The organism is Stenotrophomonas sp. JAG2, assembly GCF_041080745.1.
In the GTDB taxonomy this organism is placed as follows: domain Bacteria; phylum Pseudomonadota; class Gammaproteobacteria; order Xanthomonadales; family Xanthomonadaceae; genus Stenotrophomonas; species Stenotrophomonas maltophilia_AA.
In genome coordinates this window covers 1-23,002 of record NZ_JBEUMH010000007.1, presented here as the reverse complement: position 1 = coordinate 23,002, position 23,002 = coordinate 1, and the positions used below count along the sequence as shown (strand labels likewise).

Genomic DNA, 23,002 nt, shown 5'->3' with positions numbered 1-23,002 from the left:
CCCCCGTGTCCCTGCATCGCACCTCTGTTCCCTTCGTCATCGCCGCCGGCGTGCTGCTGCTTGCCGGCGGCGCGTGGTGGCTGCTGCGCGACGGCCGCCACCAGTCCACCAACAATGCCTACGTCACCGCGGACTTCACCGTGGTCGCACCGAAGATCGCCGGCTTCGTCAGCGAGGTCCGCGTGCAGGACAACCAGACGGTCAAGGCCGGCGATGTGCTTGCGCGCATCGACGACCGCGACTACCAGGTGGCGTTGTCGGCGGCGCATGCCGACCTCGCCAATGCGCAGGCGCAGCTGGCCAACGCACAGGCCGCGCTGGCCCAGCAGGGCTCGGTGATCGACCAGGCCCAGGCCAGCGTGGATGTCAGCCGCGCGGAGCTCAGCCTCGCCCAGGCCGATCAGCGCCGTTACCAGGCGCTGGCCAGCGACGGCGCCGGCACCGTGCAGAACGCACAGCAGGCGCAGTCGCGCCAGGCGGTCGCCCGTGCACATCTGCAGCAGGGCACGGCCGCCGTGCTCAACGCACGCCAGCGCACCGCGCTGTTGACCGCCAGCGTGCAGTCCGCGCAGGCCACCGTGCAGCGGGCCGAAGCCGCACAGGCCCGTGCCGAGCTGGACCTGTCGCATACGCAGCTGCGCGCGCCGATCGATGGCATGGTCGGCCGCCGCGCGGTGCGCGTGGGCGCCTACCTCACCCCGGGCACGCCGGTGCTGGCGGTGGTGCCGCTGCAGCAGGCGTTCGTGGTCGCCAACTTCCAGGAAACGCAGATGACGCGGATGCGGGCCGGACAGCGCGTGGACGTACAGGTGGACGTGTTCCCCGGCCAGCCGCTGCATGGCCGGATCGACAGCATCGCCCCGGCCACCGGGGTCACCTTCGCCGCGGTTGCCCCGGAGAACGCCACCGGCAACTTCACCAAGGTGGTCCAGCGCATCCCGGTGAAGATCCTGCTCGATCGGGACCAGCCGCTGGCCGGCAAGCTGCGCGCGGGCATGTCGGTGGAGGCGCGGGTGGACCTGGACAGCGGTGGCCGCGCGCTGCCGGGGGAGGGCGCATGATGATCGGGCACATGCTGCGCGTGGGCGCCGGCAGTGCGCTGTGCGCTGCGCTGGCCGCCTGCACGCTCGGCCCCGATTTCGTGCGCCCCGAGCCGAGCCTGCCGGCGCAGTGGGAGGGCCAGGTGATCACCGCCGCCGCCTTCGCCCCGGATGCGGCATGGTGGAACGGCTTTGACGACCCGCTGCTGGCGGCGTTGGCGAGCCAGGCCATGCAGGCCAACCTGGATGTGCAGCTCGCCACCAACCGCGTGGCGCAGAGCCGCGCGCTGCGCGGAATCCGTGCCGCCGATCGTGCGCCCACCGTCAGCGCCACGGCCGGTGCCACCCGCGCGCGCAACAGCGAAGCGGGCCTGAACGACCCCTCCGGCAATGCCGGGCGCGAGGATTACGGGCTGTTCCAGGCCGGCATCGCGCTGGGGTGGGAACTGGACCTGTGGGGACGTGTGCGCCGCCAGGTCGAGATCGCCGATGCCCGCGTGCAGATCGCCAACGAGGACGGGCATGCGGTGCAGACCGCGGTGATGGCTGAAACCGCGCGCGACTACCTGCAGCTGCGCGCGACGCGGCAGCTGCTGACGATCACCGTGGACAACCTGCGCATCGCCCGCGACGTCCAGCGCCTGACCCTGGCCCGCCAGCAGCAGGGCGTGGCGACCACGTTGCAGGTGGCCAGTGCGGCGGCCCAGGTCGCGGCGCTGGACGCGCGCCTGGCCCCGCTGCAGCATCGTCAATCGCAACTGCGCAACGCGCTGGCGCTGCTGCTGGGCCAATCGCCCCAGGCCCTGGACGCACAGCTGGAGGGCGCACGGCGCGACTGGCCGGCCCTGCCCACGATGGCGGCCGGACTGCCCGGTGACCTGGTCGAACGCCGTCCCGACATCCGTCGCGCGGAAGCGGCCCTGCATGCCGCCACGGCCGGCATCGGCGTGGCCAAGGCCAGCTTCCTGCCGCGCATCACGCTCAATGGCGATGCCGGTTTCCAGGCCAAACAGCTCGACGACCTGGATGGCTGGAACGCGCACCGCTTCAGCATCGGCCCGGCGCTCAGCCTGCCGATCTTCCAGGGGGGCAGGCTCAAGGCGAATCTTGCCCTGAGCCGGCTGCAGGAACGCGAGGCCGGCCTGCAGTTCCAGAAAGCCGTGCTGCAGGCCTGGCACGACGTGGATGATGCGATCGATGGTTACAGTGCCGAGCAGCAGCGTGGAAAAGCGCTGCAGGTGGCCGTGGAAGAAAGCGATCGCGCGCTCGCCGCGGCGCGCCGCCAGTACCAGGCGGGCGTGATCGACATGCTGGATGTGTTGACCACCCAGCGCATCGCGCTGGACAACCAGGCCGCGCTCGCCGGCAGCCAGGCAGCGGCGGCGATCGCACGGGTGGATCTGTACCGCGCGCTCGGCGGTGGCTGGCACGATGACGCTGCCGGCGCCGCCGCCACTGGCAGCGCGTCGGCTGCCAACGGGGCGGGCAACATCGCTCAGCGGACGTTGCGCAGTTCCCAGTGACTGCCGGCCAGCATGCGCAGGCGCTGCTTGAACACGTCGCTGTCGATGCTGGTGGTGGCGACGAGGTTGATCCGCAGATCGTCCTGCGCACCGGTGACGGTGGCGGCCGGATCGGTCGCGCCCCACTGCGGATCGACTGCGTCGGGATCGTCCTGCTTGGCGCGCCAGCGGTCGAACAGGACCGTGGTGCGCAGGGCGTTCTGAAGTTCTTCGGCCAGTCCCGCCGCGCCCTGGGCGTGGAAGGACAGGTCCGGGTCGTTGCCGCGTGCCTTGGCCGGGTCCGGCAGGCTGATGTCATAACTTACGGGCATGGTTACCTCCATTGAATGCGGCAAGGCTGGCAGAGACGCGGTGCAATCCGCGTGCAGAACCGGCGGCCGTGCCGGGATCGTGGCATGGCCGCTGCGATGCTGACCAGTGTGGTCAGCCGCTGAAGGTGTGGGGGCCGTCGGCAAAGCCTATCGTCACCGCGCCCTTGCCCACGTTGACCATGCCGGTGAGGCTCATCACCGCCTCGAATACATCCACGCCATGCGCCTGGCACGTCTCGCGCAGCGCGCTATAACCGGGCAGGGCCTGCAGGTCGGCCAGCTCACCGCCGTAACTGATGCACACCGTCGGCGTCATCAGGCCGGCCTTGACCCGCTGCCCGACGAAATCGAACAGCTTCTGCACGGCGTTGTCGAAGCCCTTGATCTTGGCCACCGGCCCGGTCTCGCCACGGTAGCCATGCAGCACCGGCTTGATGTCCAGCGCACTGCCCAGCGCGGCGCTGATCAGGCCGACGCTGCGGTCGCCCTTGTGCCGTGCACGGGCGCGCATGTAGTACAGATCGCGGGTGATCATGTAACCGTGCACGTTGTGCGCCAGCAGTTCCAGCCGCTCACGGATCTGCTGCACGCTCGCGCCGCTGTCGCGCAGCCGGACCGCTTCGACCGCGGTCACGCCCTGGGCGGCGAACAGGTTCTGGGTATCGAGCACGCGCAGCGCGAACGGCGAGTTGAAGCCTGCCGCCTGTCGCACCGGCTTGTAGTCGTTGAGGATCGCGAAGCTGGCCTGCATCGCGTTGTCGTGGATCGGGCTGCGGGTCTTGGTGATCGTCATGCAGAACACATGGTCGTAATCGATCACCAGCTTGCCCAGGAACAGATCCCGGATCTGATTGACGCTGAATGGAATGGTCTCGGCCTCGGCGCCATGCTCGGCGACGTGGGCATGCAGGAAACTCAGTGTGGCCTGTTCGTCGCGATGGTCGGCCAGCACGGCCTCGCCAATGCGGACGGTGATCGGCAGCAGCACGATGTTGTGTTGTTCAATGAAGTCCTGCGGCAGATCGCACGCAGAGTCGACCACGATTCCGATGCGCATCCTGTGCCCCTCCGGCAGGTTGTAGGTTCGGAAACGTGAACGCTATCTCAAAACGAGATGCTTTGCCTGACCGGGGAGGCGGAGCGACCTCAGCGGCTGCGCTCGACGGCCACCGGCAGGTCCACGATCCGGGCCCATTCGCCCTGCTCAAGCAGGCTGGGATCGGCCAGTACGGCCTGCATCAGCGGGTGCGCGTCGTTGCCCCAGAACAGCTCGCTCCCGATCGCCAGCGTCGGGACGCCGAACACCCCGGCGGCCAATGCGGCGTCGGTGTTGCGCCGCAGGTCCTCCTTGACCGCGGGCACGCTGATCGCCGCGGCGACATCGGCGATGTCCAGCATCGCACCGGGCAGGGCGAGCGCCGCGGCGCTGTCGCCGGCATGACCGTCGCGCCAGATCCAGTTGAACAGGAGGTCGACCGTTTCGTGGGTGGCCCCGGCGGCCAGGCACAGGCGCAGCGCCGCCAGCGGATTGAACGGATGGCCCGGCGGAAAACGCAGCGTCACCCCGGCACTGCGCGCCTGCCACAACGCCTGCCGATAGGTGAACACCCGTTTGGCCGGTATCTCGGCAGGGCCGAGGTTGCCCAGGTGATGCAGCACCGCACCGAAGGCGATCGGCACCGGCACGATGGTCTTGAACTGCGGCAAGGCCTTGAGCTGCTGCCAGTGCAGATAGGCGAACGGTGAGACGAAATCGAAATACCAGCGCAGGGCCATGGTCGGATGCTCACGGGGCAGGGCGACAGGGTCGCCGAACGCAGGGCCGCCGCAGGCAGCGGCCCTGTGCAGGGGCTCAGCGCGAGTATGCGCGCGGTTCGGCGGAGGCTGGCGCCTGGTAGCGGTCGCGCAGGTCGGTCTGGCGCGAACGCATCGGCATCGCGCGGCCGCCCAGCCAGACCTGCTCGGCGTAGTGAGCGACATCCAGCGGATCCCCCTCCCACAGCACCAGGTCGGCCAGCTTGCCCGGCTCGATGGTGCCGAGACGGTCGCCGACGCCCAGCGCCTGGGCCGGGACCCGGGTCAGGCCAGCCAGGCCATCGTCCCAGGGCAGCCCGTTGGCCACCGCATTGCCGGCCAGCTGGCGCATCTTGCGCGCGTTGTGCGAGGCATCGTCGCGCTGGGCGAAGCTGACCGGTACGCCGGCTGCCTTCAGCCGCGCGGCGTTCTGCAGGGTCGCGCCGAGCTGGTCGAAGCTGCTCGGCAGGTTGCCCAGCCCATCGACGAACACCGGCACGCCGGCCTGGGCCAGCTGCGGGGCCAGGCGCCAGGCTTCGGCACCGCCGGCGATGGCAATCCTGACCTTCTCACGCGCGGCCCAGCGCAGCAGCTGGCGGATGTCCGCGGCGCGGTCGACCTGCACCACGATCCGGCCCTGGCCGGCCAGGTAGCGCGCCAGCGTGGCGCGTCCGGCGGGCGTCAGCAGGGCATGCGGCGAGTCGGCCGGGACGCGCCCGCGCGCCTCGCTGACCATCTGTTCCAGCAGCATCCACTGCGCGGCGCGCGAAGTGCCGGTGAGCTCCGCGCCGGACGCGCCGAGACGGATGAACAACGCCTGCGGGCCGACCGGATCGGCGCTGCCGTCCAGCCGCATCACGCCCCCTTGGCCGGCGATGAAACCACCGCCCGTGTTGGCCCCGAGCAGGGTGAAGCCGATGCCATCCAGCCGCGCGACCGGGATCAGCACCGAGTCCGGATTGAAGGCCAGGGTGACGTCGAACTCCGGGCGCAGCGGCTGGTCTTCCAGCTTGAGCGTGCTGTCCACCGTGGCCGATTCCCCGGAGACTTCCTCGATGCCAATGTCGGTGATGCCGCCGAACAGCGCCGGGGTCAGCGGCTTGCCCGCGGCGTCGACCACGGCCACACCGGCCGGCGCCGACAGGCCCGGGCCGACCGCGCGGATCACGCCGCCCTGGACCAGCACATCGCTGTGTTCCAGGCTGCCGCGTGCGGCGGCGGTGTGTACGGTGGCATTGCGGATCAGCAGGTCCTGCGCGAACACCGCAGGTGCCACGCAGGCACCGGCGATCAACAGCAGGGCCCGCGGAAGCAGGCGGATCGAGACGCGGCGGCTCATGGGCGTGCCTCCTGGCCGAGCATGAAGTCCGACAGCGGCTGCCGCCTCACGTCCTCGCGGTCATAGACCTGGTGGCCATCGACGTAGACCTTCTCGGCCAGCGCATACGAACTGAAGGGGCTGCCGTTCCAGACCACCACGTCGCCCATCTTGCCCGCCTCCAGGCTGCCGGTCTGCTTCTCCACGCCCAGCGAGCGCGCCGCGTTGGAGGTGAGCCACATCATGGCCCGCTCCGGTGCGATCTCGATCCCGGCGCGGCGTGCGTTGGCGATCACCTTGGCGGCTTCCTGGTTCAAGCGCTGGATGCCTTCGGGCGAATCCGAATGCACGATCGCGCAGCTGTTGGCCGGGCGATCGACCAGGGCGATGTTCTCCTGGATGCCATCGAAGGCCTCCATCTTGAAACCCCACCAGTCGGCCCACAGCGCCCCGCACACGCCTTCCTCGGCGAGCCGGTCGGCCAGCTTGTAGGCCTCCACCGCGTGGTGGAAGGCGGCGATCTTGAAGCCGAATTCCCTGGACAGATCCAGCATCGTGGCCATTTCATCGGCGCGGTAGCAGTGGATGTGCACGCGGATGTCGCCCTGGATGGCACCGGCCAGCGTGTCCAGCTTCAGATCGCGCTTGCCGCCGCTGTCGCCGGCGCTGTCGCCCTTGTCATCGCCACTGAACCAGCGCTTCTTCTTCGGCTGCTTCGGCGTGTTCTTGGCGATGTACTCGCTGGCATCGATGAAGGCCGCGCGGTAGCCGGCGACATTGCCCATGCGCGTGCCCGGCGCGGTACCCTTGCCGCCGTAGACGCGCTTGGGATTCTCGCCGCAGGCCATCTTCAGGCCCCACGGCGCGCCGGGGAACTTCATCGCCTGGTAAGTGGTGGCGGGCACGTTCTTCAAGGTCACGCCGCGGCCGCCGACCAGGTTGGCCGAGCCGGGCAGAACCTGCATCGAGGTCACTCCACCGGCCAGTGCCGCAGCGAACCCCGGGTCCTGCGGCCACACCGAGTGTTCGGCCCAGACGTTGGCGGTGACCGGCGCGGTCATCTCGTTGCCGTCGCTGTGCGCGCTCACGCCCGGGCTGGGATACACGCCCAGGTGCGAGTGCACATCGATGATGCCGGGGGTGACCCACTTGCCCTGGCCGTCGACGCGGACCGCATCGGCCGGCGCACTCAGGCCGGTGCCGACGGCCGCGATGCGGCCGTCCTGCAGCAGGACATCGGCGTTGTCCATGCGCACGCCGGTGCCGGTGAGCACCGTGGCATTGCGGATCAACACCGGGGCCGAAACGATCGGCGCGTACGTACTGGGATAGGGATCCTGGACGAAACGGGAGGCGGCAGGCGCCGGCCCGGACACGATCGACATCAACGCCAGGCCAACGCCGACGCTCAACAACTTCTGCATGGTTCTCCCCGATGCGGCATGGACACAATTCCTCGACGCTAGCCGGGAGAGGGCCGGGTTGCCAAGTGACCTTTTGCATAGTCTTAGCAAATGAGACCTAGCATTGTTATGAGAAACGATTGTGAACTTTTCATGAATTTTTCGGGTAGGCTCAGGCGGGGCCTTGGAGCGGCCGATAGTCGGTCGGACATGTCATGTCAGCACCTTGCCCCTCATGCCGAAACACGAACCAGATCAAGGAAGTTCTCCGTACATGACCCTGCACTCGAAGTACCACGCGACCTCCCGTCGCCTCGCGCCGTCCCTGCTGGCCTCGGCCATCACCGGCACCCTGCTTGCCGCCATCGCCGTTCCGGCGCTGGCCACTCCTACCAGCGATGCCCTGCAGCGTTACCAGCAGCAGCGCACCGAACAGTCCGCCGCGTTCGGCCGTGATCTGCAGACCGCCTCGCTGGCGGCCAGCTTTGCGATCTCGACAGCTGGCCCTGCCGCAGTCCTCGCCAACGTTCGTCCCAGCGCCGGTCCCGATGGTCCGATCATGGGTGAGCCGGGTGACCTGGAAAGCTGGCGCAGTGATGAGTTCAAGGCCGATTGGGGTCTGGAAGCCATCAACGCCGACGCTGCGTATGCGCGCGGCCTGACCGGCAAGGGCATCCGCCTGGGCGTCTTCGATTCCGGCACCGGTCTTGCGCACGACGAGTTCGCCGGCAAGGATCACCGCAGCATCCATCTGGCCGATGTGCTGCCCGATGGCAGCCTGTGCTCCCGCGAAGTACTGAGCGGCCCCGACGCCTGCTTCGTCAGTGATGGCAACCAGGTCGCTGTGACGTACAACTTCCTGGATCCGGTCGAAGCGGCGCTGCTCAATCGCAATGGTATCTACGAAGGGGCGAGCTACGAGATTCATGGCACCCACGTTTCCGGCACCATCGCAGCCAATCGCGACGGCAATGGCACACATGGCGTGGCCTTCGGCGCCGATCTGAGTGTGGCGCGCCTGTTCGCCAACAGTGCCGTGTACCTGAGCGTGGTCCGTACGCCGCAGGGCGCGTATGTATCGACTCAGACCGTGGCAGCGATCGGCGCGTCCGATTCGGTGTTCCCGCAGTTGTACGCGCAACTGAACGAGCACGGTGCGCGCGCGGTCAACCACAGTTGGGGCCTGAGCAGCGAGCCGGACACCCTCGAAGACCTCGACTTCTACCTGTCCCACCCGGTGTTCGAGAACCAGTTGGCTGCCATGGTTGACGGCTCACGCAGCAGCGGTCTGATCCAGGTATGGGCTGCCGGCAACACGGATGCACCCAACCCGTCGCCGGAAGCGGCGCCGATCGCCGGCATGTACGCCTCGTTGCCGCGCGCCGTTGCCGATATCGAGCCGTACTGGCTGGCCGTAGTCAACGTTAACCAGAGCAGCGAACTGAGTAACCGCTCCATGCGGTGCGGCCAGACGGCCAACTGGTGTCTGGCGGCGCCAGGTTCGGTTATTACCTCGACGGTCTATGGTGCCGACTCGCAGATCGATGCTGACTTCTACGATGACAACGGCAATTTGGTCGTTGAGATCAACGGCCAGACGCCGACCTATGGCTACGACGATCTGAGCGGCACCTCAATGGCAGCCCCCCATGTCACCGGCGCGCTCGGTTTACTGTTCGAGCGCTTCCCGTACCTGGACAACGCCCAGGTCCGCGACGTCCTGCTGACGACCGCAACCGACCTCGGTGCACCCGGCATCGACGAAGTGTACGGCTGGGGACTGATGAACCTGGCCGATGCCATCGAAGGCTACGGCATGCTGCGCGTCGACACCGACGTGGTCATGAACCAGAAGGCCGGTGGCTTGAAGGTGTGGGAAGGCGATGCGTGGGACGACTGGACCAATGACATCGGCGGCCCGGGCAAGCTGACCAAGTCCGGTATCGGCTGGCTGCGTCTGAGCGGCGACAACAGCTTCAACGGCGCCATCGTGCGCGACGGCGTGCTCGAACTGGACGGCGCCAACGCGCTGACTTCGTCGGTGGATGTGCAGGGTGGGCGGTTCCTGCTCAACGGCAGCCTGGTCTCCACCACGCTCAACAGCCTTGGCGGTACCAGCCTGATCACCAGCACGGGTGTGCTGGATGGCTCGGCGCTGAACGTGACCGGCGGCGTGGTGTCGTTCAACGGCGTGCAGCAGGGCGGCTCGACCGTGGTCGGCGCCAAGGGCACGCTGAAGGGCGTGGGCACGCTGGGCAGCACCCGCGTCGAGGGCATCATCGCGCCGGGCAACTCGATCGGCACGTTGACCATCAACGGCGATTACGTGCAGACCGCCAGCGGCATCTACCAGGCCGAGCTGGCCCCGGGCAGCCGCAGCGATCTGCTGCGCGTCACCGGTACGGCCACGCTGGATGGCACCCTGAAGGCACTGCCGGAAGCCGGCGTGTACTACCTTGGTGAGCAGTTCAACTTCCTTCAGGCTGCCGGTGGCGTCAACGGGCAGTTCGCCACCACCGACTTCTCGGCCTTCTCGCCGTTCCTGACGTTCAGCCTGGGCTACAGCGCCAATGGCGTGCGCATCGACGTCGCCCGCGGCAACGCGCTGGCCAGCGCCGCGGTCACGCCGAACCAGATCGCCGTGGCCACCAGCGCCGATGGCCTGGCCATCAACCAGGGCCTGCCCAAGCCGCTGACCCAGCTGTTCCCGGCCCAGGTCGGTGCGGCACTGGACGCGCTGAGTGGTGAAATCCATGCCGCCACGCCGATGGCGCTGGTGGAAAGCAGCCGTTACCTGCGTGATGCGGCGCTGAGCCGTGCCGTGGGCGTGCGTTCGCCGGGGGCCGCTGATGAGGCGGCCGGTGGCGGCGCGTGGGTGCAGGCGATCGGTGGCAGCGGCAAGCTCGACGGCGATGCCAATGCCGCGCGCACCGATTCCAACAGCAATGGTCTGCTGGTCGGTGCCGATCATGTGTTCGGTGGCGGTTGGCAGGTCGGTGGGCTGGTCGGTACCGGCCGGACCGACATCAAGCAGGCGGCCGGTCGCGGCGCCCGTTCGGAGATCGACAACACCCACTTCGGTGCCTACGTGGGCAACCAGTGGGGGGCGTTCGGCCTGCGCGCCGGCCTGGGTTACTCCCGCCATGACGTGGACAGCAAGCGTCAGCTGACGTTCGCCGGCTACCAGGACGCGCTGTCGGCCAAGTACGACGCCACCACCCGCCAGGGCTTCATTGAAGGCGCGTACCGCTTCGGTGGTCGCGAAGGTGGCCTGGAGCCGTACCTGCAGTTCGCGCGCGTTGAAGTGGACGTGGACGGGATCACCGAACAGGGCGGCGCTGCTGCACTGAACGGCCAGGTCGCCGACACCCGCACCAACGTGGCGACCGCCGGCGTTCGGTTCGACAAGGGCCTGAAGACCTCGTGGCAGCAGGAAAGCTGGCTGCATGTCCGCGGTGGCGTCGGCTACCGCCGTGCCTCGGGCGACCGCAGCCAGGTCGCCGATCTGGCCTGGACCGGTGGCAGCAGCTTCGCGGTCAGCGGTGCGGCGATCGCCGACAACGCCGTGGTCGCCGAGCTGGGCCTGTCGGCCTGGTTGAGCCCGCGCAACCAGCTGGAGCTGGGCTACAACGGCACCTTCGGTGATGACGCCCGTGACCGCAGCGTCACCGCGCGCTGGTCCGTGCAGTTCTGATCCAGCGGTACCGGTAAACCGAAAAAGGCGGCCACTGGCCGCCTTTTTCTTGCGTATTCGTTGATCTCGCTCAAAATTGCAGCATCAGCACGACCGCGGGCAATCCCCCATGAAAACCAAACAGGACATCGTAGAAAACTGGCTGCCGCGTTACACCGGCGTCCCCTTGGAGCAGTTCGGCCAGCACATCCTGCTGACCAATTTCGGTGGCTACCTGCAGACGTTTTCCCAGCTCACCGGGGCGCCCATCCAGGGCGCGGACCGGCCGATGGCCAGCGTCACCAGCGATGACATCACCCTGATCAACTTCGGCATGGGCAGCCCGAACGCGGCGATCATCATGGACCTGCTGTCGGCGGTGATGCCCAAGGCGGTGCTGTTCCTGGGCAAGTGCGGGGGGCTCAAGCGCAAGAACCAGCTGGGCGACCTGATCCTGCCGATCGCCGCGATCCGCGGCGAGGGCACCTCCAGCGACTACCTGCCGCCGGAAGTCCCGGCCCTGCCGGCCTTTGCCCTGCAGCGGGCGGTCTCGACCATGGTCCGCGATCTCGGCCACGACTACTGGACCGGCACCGTCTACACCACCAACCGCCGCGTCTGGGAGCACGACGAGCCCTTCAAGGAAAAGCTGCGGGTGATGCGCTGCATGGCCATCGACATGGAGACGGCGACCCTGTTCGCGGCCGGTTTCGCGAACCATATCCCGATCGGGGCCTTGCTGTTGGTGTCCGACCAGCCGATGATTCCCGACGGCGTGAAGACCGAGGTCTCCGATGCCAAGGTCAGCTCCCAGTTCGTCGAGAACCATATCCAGATTGGTATCGAGGCGCTTAAGCTGATACGGCGCAACGGCAAGTCGGTCCGCCACCTGCGTTTTGACGAGTAACGGCAATGGAACGGATGGACGTCTTGGGGCGTGCCATCCACAGGGGTAGTGAATGGACGTGGCGGCACAAGTAGTGGAATTCTGGCGCGACGCCGGACCGCAGCAGTGGTTCGCGCGCGATGACGCGTTCGATGCGCGGTTTCGCCAGCAGTTCCAGGAAGAGCATTTCGCCGCCGCCCGCCGCGCGCGCGAGCACTGGCTCAGCAGTGCCGATGGCGCGCTGGCGCTGATGATCCTGCTCGATCAGTTCCCGCGCAACTGCTTCCGCGAGACGGCGCATTCCTACGCCACCGATGGCCTGGCGCGTCACTACGCCATGCGTGCGGTGGAGGAGGGCCTGGACCTGCAGCTGGTACCCAAGCTGCGGGCTTTCATCTACCTGCCGTTCGAGCACTCCGAGGACCCGCAGGACCAGGAGCGCTCGGTGGCGATGTTCGATGCGCTGGGCGACAAGGAATACCTGCAGTACGCAGAGCTGCACCGCGACATCATCCGGCGCTTCGGCCGCTTCCCGCACCGCAACGCGGTGCTGGGGCGGATGCCGACGCCGGAGGAGCTGGATTACCTGGCCGAAGGTGGGTTTGCGGGATGAACGCCCCCGCTGCCACCAACAAAAAAACGCCGGCAATGCCGGCGTTTTTCTTGTCCCGCAACGCGCCGAAGATCAGTACTTCGGCACGCCGTTGTCCACATCGTTCGACCAGGCATCGATGCCGCCGGTGATGTTGGAGACCTTGGTGAAGCCCAAGGCGCGGAACTGCTCGGCGGCCTGCGCGCTGCGGCCGCCGTGGTGGCACAGGAAGGCCAGCGCGGTGTCCTTGGGCAGGGCTTCCAGACGGGCGCGGTTGTCGCCGTCGAAGGTCTCGAACGGGGCGTTGATCGCCGCGATCGCACGCTCGTCGGCCGGGCGCACGTCGACCACGGTGATGCTGCCGGCACGCAGCTGGTCGTCGGCGTCGCGCACGCTCAGTTCCTGAACGGCCTTCGGCGCGTTCGGGTTGTCGATCGCCAGGCCCTTGCCGCGGATGTCGTCGACCCAGTCGATGGTGATGCCTTCGGCGCGGCGCGCGCTGGCCAGGTCGAACTGCACGCGCAGGCCGTTGGACTCGGCGGCGATCGCGTTGTCGTCGTGCGGGGCGAGCTGGAAGTTCGGCTGGAAGCGCGCGTCGATGCCCAGCTGCAGCGAGGCACCCGGGGAATCGGCCAGCGCGCCACGCAGCATTTCCACGGCGGCCGGGGTCACGGTGATGCGCGGCGGGGTGCGGTCCGGCGCGGCCAGGCCGAGCACGCTGCTCAGTTCACCGTTGCCGGCCATCTGCAGGATGATGTCGCTGCCGCCGACCAGCTCGCCGTCGATGTACAGCTGCGGGATGGTCGGCCACTCGCCGTAGGCCTTGATGCCTTCGCGGATTTCCGCGTCGGCCAGCACGTTGACGTGGTCGAACTCCACGCCGAGGTCCTGCAGGGCGCCGACGGCCTTGGCCGAGAAACCGCACTGCGGCATGCTCGGCTGACCCTTCATGAACAGCACGACGCGGTTGGCGTTGAGAATGGATTCGATGCGCGAGCGCAGGGCGGGTTCAAGGGACATGGCGGTCGGGGTCCGGATATGCGAACCGCGTATTCTACGCGGCATGGCATCATGGGGCATGACCGTACCGGAAACGTTGTATCGCATTCCCCGGCGCCCCTGGCGCTGGCTGCCGTGGCTGGTGCTGTCGCAGCTGCTGGTGGTGCTGGTCTGGGTCGGTTGGGGCTGGCGCTACGGCCTGCCGTTGATGGTGGCGACCCACGCCCTGTTCATGGTGCCGGTATTCCTGCCCAACAGCCGCTTCTATGCCCCGGTGCTCAGCCGCCTGCCCGGCGACGCCCGCAAGGTCTGGCTGACCATCGATGACGGCCCCTCGGCCGAGACCCCGGCGGTGCTCGACCTGCTGGACCGCTACGAGGCCAAGGCGACCTTTTTCCTGGTCGGTGAACGCGCGCAGGCGCGGCCGGAGCTGGTGCAGGCGATGCTGGCCCGCGGGCACAGCCTGGGCAACCACAGCCACCGCCACCCGCAGACCCGCTTCTGGCGGCTCGGGCGGCAGGCGATGGCGGCCGAGATCACACAGTGCCAGCAGGCCCTCACCGCGATCGCGGGTACCCCGCCACGCTGGTACCGTTCGGTGGTCGGGATGACCAACCCGTTCGTGGCCCCCGCGTTGAAGCAGTGGCAGCTGACCCGGGTCGGCTGGAGCGCGCGTGGCTTCGACGGGGTGGAGTGCAGACCCGAGCAGGTGGTCGAGCGGATCACGCGTGACCTGGCGCCAGGCAGCATCGTGCTGCTGCATGAGGGCGCGGCGCATGGCCACAACCTCGCCATCATCGAAGCGGTACTGCAGGCGGTGCAGGCGCGCGGGCTGCACGCGGGTCTGCCGGACTGACGCCCGGCCGTCGGCCGGCGCAGGCCGGGCTCAGCTCAGGGAACCGATGATCATCAGCAGGACGACCCCGAGCATGCTGCCGACCGAGATCACCAGGCCGAGGATCGCGAACACGCGGCGGCGGCCCGTCTGCAATGCGCCGGCAACGCCCAGGCCGAAGGCCACCAGCTGCATCAGGGCGGTACACATCAGGCCAAGCCCGACCAGGATCGCCGACATCGAGGTCTCCTCCATGCCGCCTGGCGTGGTGGTCTCGATGATGCCGGCGATGACGATCAGGCCCAGCATCAGCACGGCGCCGCACAGGGCGGTGATGAACGCGGCAATACCCATGCCGGAGTGAGGGGTGTGCATCAGGGCTCCTTGTCGATGCGGTGAAACGGAGGGGTCAGGGGGCGAGGGGCTGCGCGGCCGCAGCGTCCGACGGCGGATGCGAGGCATGCCACTGGTCGCGGATCCAGCCGCCGAGCGACAGCTGCGCGATCAGCACGCCCAGCGTCACCAGCAGCGCGATGATCCCGAACAGGCGGCGCCGACGCGGCTGCAGCACGCTGCCCAGGCCGAGCAGCAGGGCGAGGATCGCCAAGCCAACACTGCTGCCGAGCAGCGCGGCCAGCGACCACGGCAGCTCGCGCATGGCCGCGTGTTCGGGCGCATGCGCGTAATGCATGCTCAGCAGCAGCATCACCAGGCCGCAGGCGCTGACGATCAGCGCGGCGATGCCCAGCGCGGAATGTCGGGTCTGTCGGGGCATGGGGGCTCCTTGCCGGAAGGGGGGCGCGAGTATGCGCGCGTGCGGCCGGCGGCGCGAGTCGTGGCGGCTAGGCGGCCGTGGGGCGCACGCCGACAATCAGCCAGTTGTTGAAGGGCGTGTTGCCGTACAGCGGCGTCATCCGCAGGTGCAGCCCGGCCGCGTCCAGTGGCGCGCGCAGGCTCGCGGCGTCCGGGTAGTGACAGGGGCGCGTGCCCATCCAGCCGACCAGGTGCGCAAGCATGTCGGTGATCCGCGTGGTGCGGTCGCGGCCGCTGTGGTCGGCGAGCGTGGTTCGGATCACCAGCCGCGCGCCGGGGGCCAGGCGCGTGGCGGCGGCGTTCAGCAACTGCGTCTGTGCGGCTGCGGGCAGGTACTGCAGCACGTCGAGCAGGGCGACGTTGCCATGGTGGGCGGGCAGGGTGGCACTGACATCCACGCAGGTGAACGTGGCCTGCGACAACCCGGCGCGCGTGCTGGCGCGCTCGGCCCGCACGATCTTGTCGGCGTCGATGTCCAGCCCGTGGTACGCCAGTGCGCTGCCGTGCTGGCGCAGCACGTGGGCCAGCAGGCCCAGGCCGCAGCCGATATCCAGCAACGGGAGGGCAGGCGCCTCGTCAAGCGCGGCGAGCACGCCGGGATACAGCGGATCGCTGCCGAGTTTGCCGCGGCTGTAGTAATAGTCGCGACGGTTGCCGAGCCGCTGCGCCGGCAGGAACGCCGTGGCGATCCGGCGGGCCTGCTCCCTGGCCAGCGGCAGCGTGGCCTCGCTCAGCGGGTCGGCTCCGCCCACAGCACGCGCGTCACTTCGAACGCGCGCTGGTGCCACAGCGTGTACATGGCGGCGGACGGATGCAGGCCATCCTCGGCCAGCATGACGGTCTCGCCGCCCCATTGGCGGCTCAGGTCGGTGATGTCGACGAAGGCCACGTCATGCTCGGCACAGATCGCCGCGGCGGCAGCGTTGTAGGCATCCAGCTCATGACCGATCTGCCCGCGGTCGCGGCCGGACGCCTCGGCGTACGGGGACACGCCCCAATCCGGGATCGACAGCACCAGCACGCGCGGTGCACGGTCGCCGGCGAAGGCGAGCGCGCGCTGCAGCAGGGCGGTGAAGCGCGGGCGGTACTCCGCCACGCTGCGCCCACGGTATTGATCGTTGACCCCGATCAGAAGGCTCACCAGATCGAACGGACCCTGTGGTGGGTCCGCATCGATGCCGGCCTCCAGCTCATCCGTGGTCCAGCCGGTGGTGGCGATGATCGTTGGATCGTCCAGCGCCACGCCGATATCGCGCAGGGCCGCGGCCAGCTGCATCGGCCAGCGCCCGGCGGGGTCAACGCCTTCACCGATCGTGTAGGAATCGCCCAGGGCCAGATACGGCAGGCCCATCAGGCGACCGCGCTGCGCGGCTTGATCGGGACCACCTTGGTATTGGCTTCGGCGCGGCGTGCCAGGGCACGGTCGATGCGGCCGAACACATCGCGCATCACGTCCGGCTCGGGCAGCAGGGTGACGCGGAAGTGGTGGCGGTAAGGCACGTTGAAGCTCGAGCCCGGCACCACCAGCACGCCTTCCTCATTCATCAGCTCCAGCGCGAAATCATGGTCATCGAAGCTGCGGGCAGCGGCCCCGACCACCGCCGGGAACGCGTACAGCGCGCCGGCCGGTGCCACCAGCGACAGATGCTCGCTGGCGTTGCAGGCCTCGATCACCGCGCGGCGGGTTTCGTACAGGCGGCCACCCGGTGCGCACAGCGGCGAGATGGTGTCCGGCCCGTTCACGGCGGCATCGATGGCGTACTGGCCCGGCACGTTGGCGCACAGGCGCAGCGCACTGAGCAGGTCCATCGCCGCGCGGAACTCGCCCAGCCGCTCGCTCGCGCCGGACAGCATCGCCCAGCCCACGCGCCAGCCGCAGGCGCGATGCACCTTGCTCAGGCCGCTGAAGGTAATGCACGGATGGTCGCCGGCCAGCGGCGCGACGGCATGGAACTGCGCGTCGTCGTAGAGGATCTGGTCGTAGATCTCATCCACCATCAGCAGCAGGTTGTGCTTGGCTGCGATGGCGACGATCCGTTCCAGCAGCTCGCGCGAGTAGCTGGCGCCGCTGGGATTGTTCGGGTTGATCAGCACGATCGCGCGGGTGCGCGAGGAGACCAGGGCCTCGATCTCGACCGGGTCGGGCTGGAAGCCGTTCTCCGGCGCGCAGCGGTAATACACCGGGCGACCATCGTTGAGGATGGTCGCGGCCGACCACAACGGATAGTCGGGTGAGGGCACCAGCACTTCGTCGCCCGGGTTGAGCAGGGCGCGCAGCGACAGGTCGATCAGCTCGCTCACGCCATTGCCGATGAATACCCGGTCCGGGTGCGCATCGGGTGCGCCGCGCCGGGCGTAGGCGGCGGCGATGGCTTCGCGCGCCTCCGGCAGGCCCTGCTGGTGGGTATACGGATCGGTGCGGCCCATGTCGTCGGCGATCGCGCGCTGCAGGTGCTCCGGCGCACGGAACCCGAAGTTGCCCGGGTTGCCGATGTTGAGCTTGATCAGCTTGCGGCCCTGGGCTTCCAGCTCCCGCGCTCGTCGCGCCAGTTCGCCCCGGATCTCGTAGCGGACTTCGGACAGGCGCTCGCGGGTGGCGAGCGGCTTCAGCGGGGGCGTGGACATGAACGGGCCGTCATTCAGGCATGGAAACCGCATGGTAGCGGAATTGTTGCGTTGCAGGGCAAGCGTTTCCGGCCGAATGCCCGGCCCTGCAAGGCAGTTGCAGATGAAAGGATTTCCGCGGGTACGGACCGGCGTCGGCCTGTGCGGCGACGGCCGGGCGCCACACCCTTTAGAATGGGCACGATGAGCGAACCCACTGATTACCTTGCCCTGCAGACCATTGGCTGGCCCTGGCCGGGCGGCCCGGAGCTGCCGGCCTGGCAGGCCATGTTCGAACAGTTCCCGCAGGCGCGCCCCGGCCGGGTGATCGAGCAGCATCGCACCGGGTACATCGTCTCCGATGCGCCGGAAGCGGCGATCAAGACCGAATCCCCGCCGGAGTGGCAGCGGCCGCGCTTCCCCAGCCACGAGCGCGCGGCGGTCGGCGACTGGGTGCTGCTGGACGGCATCAAGATCGTCGCCCTGCTGCCGCGGCGCACCGCCATCAAGCGTGGCGCCGCCGGCGAGCATTACCACCAGCAGGTGATCGCGGCCAACATCGATACGGTGTTCATCGTCTGTGGCCTGGATGCCGACTTCAACCCGCGCCGGATCGAGCGCTACCTGCTGCTGGTCGGCGGGGGCGGTGCACAGCCGGTGGTGGTGCTGACCAAGGCCGACCAGACCGAATACAGCCAGGACGCCCTGGATGTGCTGGAAGAACTGGCGGCGCAGAACATTCCGCTGCTGGCGATCAACGGCAAGGACCCGGCCAGCGCCTCGGCCCTGCTGCCGTGGCTCGCCGCCGGCCAGACCGTGGTGCTGGTCGGTTCGTCCGGTGCCGGCAAGTCGACCCTGACCAATACGCTGCTCGGCCACGAGCGCATGAAGACCGCGGATGTGCGCGTCAACGACTCGCGCGGCCGCCACACCACCACCCATCGTGCCTTGATTCCGCTGCCGGCCGGCGCCTGCCTGATCGACACCCCCGGCATGCGCGAGCTGAAGCCGACCGGTGAAGAGGCCCTGAGCGAAGGCGGTTTCTCCGACGTGGAAGCGCTGTCAACGCAATGCCGTTTCCGCGACTGCGCGCACCAGCGTGAGCCGGGCTGTGCGATCCGCGCGGCCATCGACGATGGCACGCTGGATGAAGAGCGTCTGCTCAACTACTTCAAGCTGAAGGAAGAGGTCGCCGCGGCCGCCGCCAAGCTGGCCGTGCGCCAGGCGCAGCAGGCCATCGAGCGCAAGCACGTCGGCAAGGGCGCCCAGTGGCGCCCGGGCGGGAAGGGCGGCCGGCGATAGCTTTTGCTACTGTCCGTCCATGGACACGCCAATGACCGTGGATCGTGACGTTGCCCACCACACCGCGCTCGATGCCCAACTGGTCGAGGCGGTGGGCGGGATCAAACTGCTCGGGCTGACCAGTTGGCCGGCCGCGTTGCAGGCGCCGTTCCTGGCCAGCGTCGCCCGGGGCCAGCCGGTCCTGCCGCAGGTCGACTACCCCCGGCTCGATTTCGCCGATACCCGCCATCGGCTGGCCGCGATCAGCGCCCAATGCGATCCCGACCATCCCATCGGCCTGTATGTGCAGCGCTCGGCGCACAGCTGGGACCAGGCGGCCGGGCTGCTCGAATCGCTCGGAACCGCCGAAGTGGACCGCTACTCGGTGGAGCTGTTCGGCGCGCCCGAGCAGCCGCTGCCCGGCAACGGCCCCAGCACCCGCGATGCGGCCCGCCACTTCATCCAGATCGCGCAGGAGCTGGACCACGAACTGCTCGCGCCCGAAGAACAGGTGCCGGTCTCGGCCACGGCCCTGCAGCTGCAGTTGCAGAGCGATCTGGACGCCTTCTTCGAGTCGCGCATCATCACCGTGCAGCTGGATCCGGAGCTGATCTCCAAGGCCGCCGCCGGTCCCAACCGGATCCGCCTGCGCACCAGCGCCCGCTTCAGCGCCTACGATCGCGCGCAGCTGTTCCACCACGAGGCGCTGGTCCACTCACTGACCGCACTCAACGGCCGCGAACAGCCCCACCTGCCCAGCCTGGCGCTGTCGTCGCCGCGGGTCACCGCGACCCAGGAAGGGCTGGCCACGTTCGCCGAGCAGATCACCGGCAGCATCGACATCGAGCGCCTCAAGCGCATCAGCCTGCGCACCGAAGCCATCGCGATGGCACGCGAGGGTGCCGATTTCATCGAGGTGTTCCGCTATTTCTGCGATGCCGGGCAGAACAACGAAGAGAGCTTCGCCTCCGCCCAGCGCGTGTTCCGGGGCGTCCCCCCGAGCGGCGGCGCCGCCTTCACCAAGGACACCGTGTATCTGCGCGGGCTGGTCTCGGTGCATACCTTCTTCCGGCACATGCTGGCCGAAGACCGCCTGCAGGTCTGTCGCTGGCTGTTCGCCGGCAAGATGTCGCTGACCGATGCGATCGCTTTCGCGCCGCTGTTCGAAGAGGGCATCCTGCGGCCGCCGCGCTGGCTGCCGCACTGGGTCAGCCGCGCGAATGGGCTGGCCGGCATGCTGGCGTTCTCGCTGTTCGCCAACCGCATCCGCATGGATCAGCTCGCCCCCGAGTAGTGCCGGCCGCTGGCCGGCTGCCTCGCGCACCCTCCGCGCGCATCCCACGCGTTCGTGAGCACTGCATCGCAATTCATCTGCGATCACTCTTACCGTCAACATCCTTTCATGTTCCGCTCGCATGCTGGTCATGCACCTGCATTGCGCAGGTCATCTTCCCCCATGTAACGGACGACCATGCTTACCCGACCCCTGACGATCGCGGTGGCGCTCGCGCTGTGCGCCGCCAACGCCCACGCCGCCGATGTAGACGCCACCGCCGCTGCCAATGTCGCGCTCAGCGCGCAGACACTCGATACCGTTTCGGTGATCGGCCAGGGCGAGACCCGCCAGGTGCAGCGCATCACGGCAGTGGACAAGGAGGTGCTGCCGCCGGGTACCAGTGGCCAGAAGATTCTTGATCGGCTGCCGGGCGTCTCCGTGCAGTCCAACGATGCCTTCGGCGCCAATGAAGAATCGCAGACGATCAGCCTGCGCGGTTTCGACAAGAGCCGCTTGGGCTATACGCTGGACGGCATCCCGCTGGGCGACAACAGCTACGGCAACTACAACGGCCTGAGCATCGCGCGCGCGTTGATCGCCGAGAACCTGGCCGGCGCCGAGCTGTCGCAGGGCATCGGCTCGCTGGGCGTGGCGTCCACCAGCAACCTCGGCGGCACCATCCAGTACTTCTCGCAGGACCCGTCCACCGAGTTCGGCGGCAAGGCCAGCGTCACCGTCGGCGACGACAATCAGCGCCGCGGCTACCTGCGGGTGGACACCGGCGACCTCAACGGCTTCTCGGCGTATGTGTCCGGTGTGCATCAGGATTCGGACATGTGGGCCGAGCCGAACCAGAACCAGACCACCCGCCAGTTCAATGCCAAGGCGATCTGGAACGTCGGCGACAATCGCTTCGGTGCCTTTGCCGCCACCTCGCGCGTGAGCCAGGCCAACTACGCCTATCTCTCCAAGAGCATGCTCGCGCGTGGCCTGGGCTGGGACTGGAACATCTACGCCCCGGACTGGGACCGCGCGGTCGCCGCCGCCTACTGTGCACCGGGCACCTACAACGCGCAGAAGTGTGCGTTCACCGGTGGCGTCAACAGCATCGACGATGCGTACTACCAGAGCCGCGCACTGCGCGACGACAACCTGTACTCGCTGGATGCCGACCTCGCGCTGGGCGACAACGCCCGCCTGAAGCTGCTCGGCTACCATCACGAGAACCGTGGCCAGGGCCACTGGTGGGCACCGGGCCAGCCATCCAACCCGGGCACCGCGGAGATGCTGCCGATCTCGATCCGCAGCACCAACTACACCATCAACCGCCAGGGCATCACTGCCGCGCTGAGCTGGCAGTGGGGCATCCATTCGCTGGAAGCCGGCCTGTGGTACGAGCGCAACGACCACAATGTCGAGCGCAACTTCTACTACATCACCGGTCCGTTCCTCGATGATGGCTATCTCAACCATCCGGACCGTCGCCTGTTCGATCAGGACTTCGACATCCGCACGCGCCAGTTCTACGTGCAGGACCGCATGCGCTTCCTGGACGACCGCCTGACCGTGGACGTGGGCATCAAGAGCCCGAATACCCGCATGACCGCCAACGCCAAGCCGGGTACCGAAGCCAGCTACGCCTCGGGCACGCTGACCGCCAAGGAATCGGTGCTGCCGCAGGCGGGCATCGGCTTCAAGCTGAGCCCGAACCAGGAAGTGTTCGCCTCGTACTCGGAGAACATCGCTGCCTTCGTCGGCGGCGGCAGCGGTGGCCCGCTGCAGGTCTCGCCGGAATCCTTCGCGGCCAGCGCCGGGCTGGAGCCGGAGAAGTCGAAGACGCTGGAAGCCGGCTTCCGCACCTTCGGCGAGAAATACCAGGCGTCCATCGCGGCCTACCACGTGATGTTCGACAATCGCCTGCTCTCGCTCAATCCGTGCACCAGCATCGAAGTGGGCACGCGCCCGGAGTGCATCACGCGCTTCATCAACGTGGGTTCGGTGAAGAGCCGTGGTGCGGAGCTGACCTTCATCCTCAAGCCGATCGATGGCCTGCAGTGGTACAACGCGCTCTCCTGGAACAAGACCACCTACGAGGACAACTACACCTCGGGCGGTGCGATCGTGCCAGTGGCCGGCAAGATCACGGTGGACACGCCCGAGCGCATGGCCTCCAGTGAGATCAGCTGGAACCGCGATGGCTTCTTCGCCAGCCTGCGCGCGAAGTACACGGGCAAGCGTTACTACACCTACACCAACGACCAGTCGGTGCCGGGCGTGACGACGTTCGATGCGGGCATGGGGTATTCGTTCGGGCCGGGCATGGGCCTGCGCGATATCAAGGTGTCGCTCAACGCGACCAACCTGACCAACAAGCGCTACGCCGGCCAGCTCAGTTCGTTCGCCCCGACCGATCCGACCGGCACCCGCTACGCGATCCACGCCAGCGCGCCGCGCCAGCTGTTCATGACGGTCGCTGCGGAGTTCTGACCGCCACCTGCAAGGGCAAGGGTAGCCACCGACCGTTGGTCGGTGGGCGCAACGCCTCCCAGATGGCTTGGCCAGGCGCGGGGTGTGTGGGTTCGCGGGACGCGCCGTAAACCCATCCATGGGGGCTCGTGAGCCGCATCCATGCGGCACAACGGTCCCGCCAACCC

The 23,002-nt window shown here is 68.2% G+C and carries 20 protein-coding genes; 9 read left to right on the top strand and 11 right to left on the bottom strand.

Annotated elements, in window-relative coordinates:
• Positions 1–5 precede the first annotated feature (5 nt).
• Both AB9O74_RS10500 and AB9O74_RS10495 read left to right on the top strand, forming a co-directional pair.
• Positions 6–1,061 carry an HlyD family secretion protein gene (locus AB9O74_RS10500; protein ID WP_369349271.1) on the top strand — a complete coding sequence of 352 codons (1,056 nt, stop codon included), beginning with the start codon at positions 6–8 and terminating at the stop codon, positions 1,059–1,061.
• Positions 1,058–2,563, top strand: a complete 1,506-nt coding sequence (locus tag AB9O74_RS10495) for an efflux transporter outer membrane subunit (protein ID WP_369349270.1) — start codon at positions 1,058–1,060, stop codon at positions 2,561–2,563. The genes AB9O74_RS10500 and AB9O74_RS10495 overlap by 4 nt, the downstream gene beginning before the upstream one ends.
• On the opposite strand, the gene AB9O74_RS10490 is transcribed toward AB9O74_RS10495, so the two are convergent.
• From AB9O74_RS10490 to AB9O74_RS10470, 5 genes are all read right to left on the bottom strand, one after another.
• A complete protein-coding gene (locus tag AB9O74_RS10490) occupies positions 2,536–2,874 on the bottom strand; it encodes a hypothetical protein (protein ID WP_179460084.1) in 339 nt (112 codons plus the stop codon). The two genes, AB9O74_RS10495 and AB9O74_RS10490, sit on opposite strands and share 28 nt — an antisense overlap.
• Positions 2,875–2,986: 112 nt before the next feature.
• On the bottom strand, positions 2,987–3,931 hold the full coding sequence (locus AB9O74_RS10485; protein ID WP_346478867.1) for a DegV family protein: 945 nt from the start codon (positions 3,929–3,931) through the stop codon (positions 2,987–2,989).
• Between the two features lie 89 nt (positions 3,932–4,020).
• A complete protein-coding gene (locus AB9O74_RS10480) occupies positions 4,021–4,650 on the bottom strand; it encodes a 2-hydroxychromene-2-carboxylate isomerase (RefSeq protein WP_369349269.1) in 630 nt (209 codons plus the stop codon).
• Positions 4,651–4,726: 76 nt separating this feature from the next.
• The gene (locus AB9O74_RS10475; protein WP_369349268.1) at positions 4,727–6,007 is read right to left on the bottom strand and encodes an amidohydrolase family protein; all 1,281 of its coding nucleotides are present in this window, start codon (positions 6,005–6,007) and stop codon (positions 4,727–4,729) included.
• Positions 6,004–7,410, bottom strand: coding sequence for an amidohydrolase (locus AB9O74_RS10470; RefSeq protein ID WP_346489655.1), 1,407 nt, complete (start codon positions 7,408–7,410; stop codon positions 6,004–6,006). The genes AB9O74_RS10475 and AB9O74_RS10470 overlap by 4 nt, the downstream gene beginning before the upstream one ends.
• Before the next feature lie 253 nt (positions 7,411–7,663).
• On the opposite strand from AB9O74_RS10470, the gene AB9O74_RS10465 reads away from it, so the two are divergent.
• From AB9O74_RS10465 to AB9O74_RS10455, 3 genes are all read left to right on the top strand, one after another.
• Entirely contained in the window at positions 7,664–11,083 is a 3,420-nt protein-coding gene (locus AB9O74_RS10465; protein WP_369349267.1) for an autotransporter domain-containing protein, read from the top strand.
• A 109-nt stretch (positions 11,084–11,192) separates the two neighbouring features.
• Positions 11,193–11,969 carry an AMP nucleosidase gene (locus AB9O74_RS10460; RefSeq protein WP_369349266.1) on the top strand — a complete coding sequence of 259 codons (777 nt, stop codon included), beginning with the start codon at positions 11,193–11,195 and terminating at the stop codon, positions 11,967–11,969.
• A gap of 52 nt (positions 11,970–12,021) precedes the next feature.
• On the top strand, positions 12,022–12,561 hold the full coding sequence (locus tag AB9O74_RS10455; protein ID WP_179460091.1) for a DUF924 family protein: 540 nt from the start codon (positions 12,022–12,024) through the stop codon (positions 12,559–12,561).
• A 72-nt stretch (positions 12,562–12,633) separates the two neighbouring features.
• On the opposite strand, the gene grxD is transcribed toward AB9O74_RS10455, so the two are convergent.
• Positions 12,634–13,560 carry a Grx4 family monothiol glutaredoxin gene (gene grxD / locus AB9O74_RS10450; protein ID WP_369349265.1) on the bottom strand — a complete coding sequence of 309 codons (927 nt, stop codon included), beginning with the start codon at positions 13,558–13,560 and terminating at the stop codon, positions 12,634–12,636.
• Between the two features lie 58 nt (positions 13,561–13,618).
• Between grxD and AB9O74_RS10445 the strand changes: the two genes are divergently transcribed.
• Positions 13,619–14,395 (top strand): polysaccharide deacetylase family protein, encoded by a 777-nt coding sequence (locus tag AB9O74_RS10445; protein ID WP_369349264.1) that lies wholly within the window; start codon positions 13,619–13,621, stop codon positions 14,393–14,395.
• Positions 14,396–14,425: 30 nt separating this feature from the next.
• Here the strand turns inward: AB9O74_RS10445 and AB9O74_RS10440 are convergent, their stop codons facing one another.
• The 5 genes from AB9O74_RS10440 to AB9O74_RS10420 form a co-directional block, all read right to left on the bottom strand.
• Entirely contained in the window at positions 14,426–14,749 is a 324-nt protein-coding gene (locus AB9O74_RS10440; RefSeq protein WP_176988238.1) for a hypothetical protein, read from the bottom strand.
• A gap of 34 nt (positions 14,750–14,783) precedes the next feature.
• Positions 14,784–15,149 (bottom strand): hypothetical protein, encoded by a 366-nt coding sequence (locus AB9O74_RS10435; RefSeq protein WP_369349263.1) that lies wholly within the window; start codon positions 15,147–15,149, stop codon positions 14,784–14,786.
• A gap of 67 nt (positions 15,150–15,216) precedes the next feature.
• Complete coding sequence (locus tag AB9O74_RS10430; RefSeq protein WP_369349414.1) at positions 15,217–15,900, bottom strand: class I SAM-dependent methyltransferase; 684 nt, start codon at positions 15,898–15,900, stop codon at positions 15,217–15,219.
• A 17-nt stretch (positions 15,901–15,917) separates the two neighbouring features.
• Positions 15,918–16,538, bottom strand: a complete 621-nt coding sequence (locus tag AB9O74_RS10425; protein WP_369349262.1) for an SGNH/GDSL hydrolase family protein — start codon at positions 16,536–16,538, stop codon at positions 15,918–15,920.
• Positions 16,538–17,812, bottom strand: a complete 1,275-nt coding sequence (locus AB9O74_RS10420) for a pyridoxal phosphate-dependent aminotransferase (RefSeq protein WP_369349261.1) — start codon at positions 17,810–17,812, stop codon at positions 16,538–16,540. Before AB9O74_RS10420 ends, AB9O74_RS10425 begins: the two co-directional genes overlap by 1 nt.
• A 174-nt stretch (positions 17,813–17,986) precedes the next feature.
• Between AB9O74_RS10420 and rsgA the strand changes: the two genes are divergently transcribed.
• The 3 genes from rsgA to AB9O74_RS10405 all read left to right on the top strand — a co-directional run bounded on the left by rsgA (position 17,987) and on the right by AB9O74_RS10405 (position 22,835).
• The gene (rsgA, locus tag AB9O74_RS10415; RefSeq protein ID WP_369349260.1) at positions 17,987–19,093 is read left to right on the top strand and encodes a ribosome small subunit-dependent GTPase A; all 1,107 of its coding nucleotides are present in this window, start codon (positions 17,987–17,989) and stop codon (positions 19,091–19,093) included.
• A 19-nt stretch (positions 19,094–19,112) separates the two neighbouring features.
• On the top strand, positions 19,113–20,366 hold the full coding sequence (locus AB9O74_RS10410) for a flavohemoglobin expression-modulating QEGLA motif protein (RefSeq protein WP_176988243.1): 1,254 nt from the start codon (positions 19,113–19,115) through the stop codon (positions 20,364–20,366).
• A 177-nt stretch (positions 20,367–20,543) separates the two neighbouring features.
• Positions 20,544–22,835, top strand: coding sequence for a TonB-dependent receptor (locus AB9O74_RS10405; protein WP_369349259.1), 2,292 nt, complete (start codon positions 20,544–20,546; stop codon positions 22,833–22,835).
• Positions 22,836–23,002: the final 167 nt, after the last annotated feature.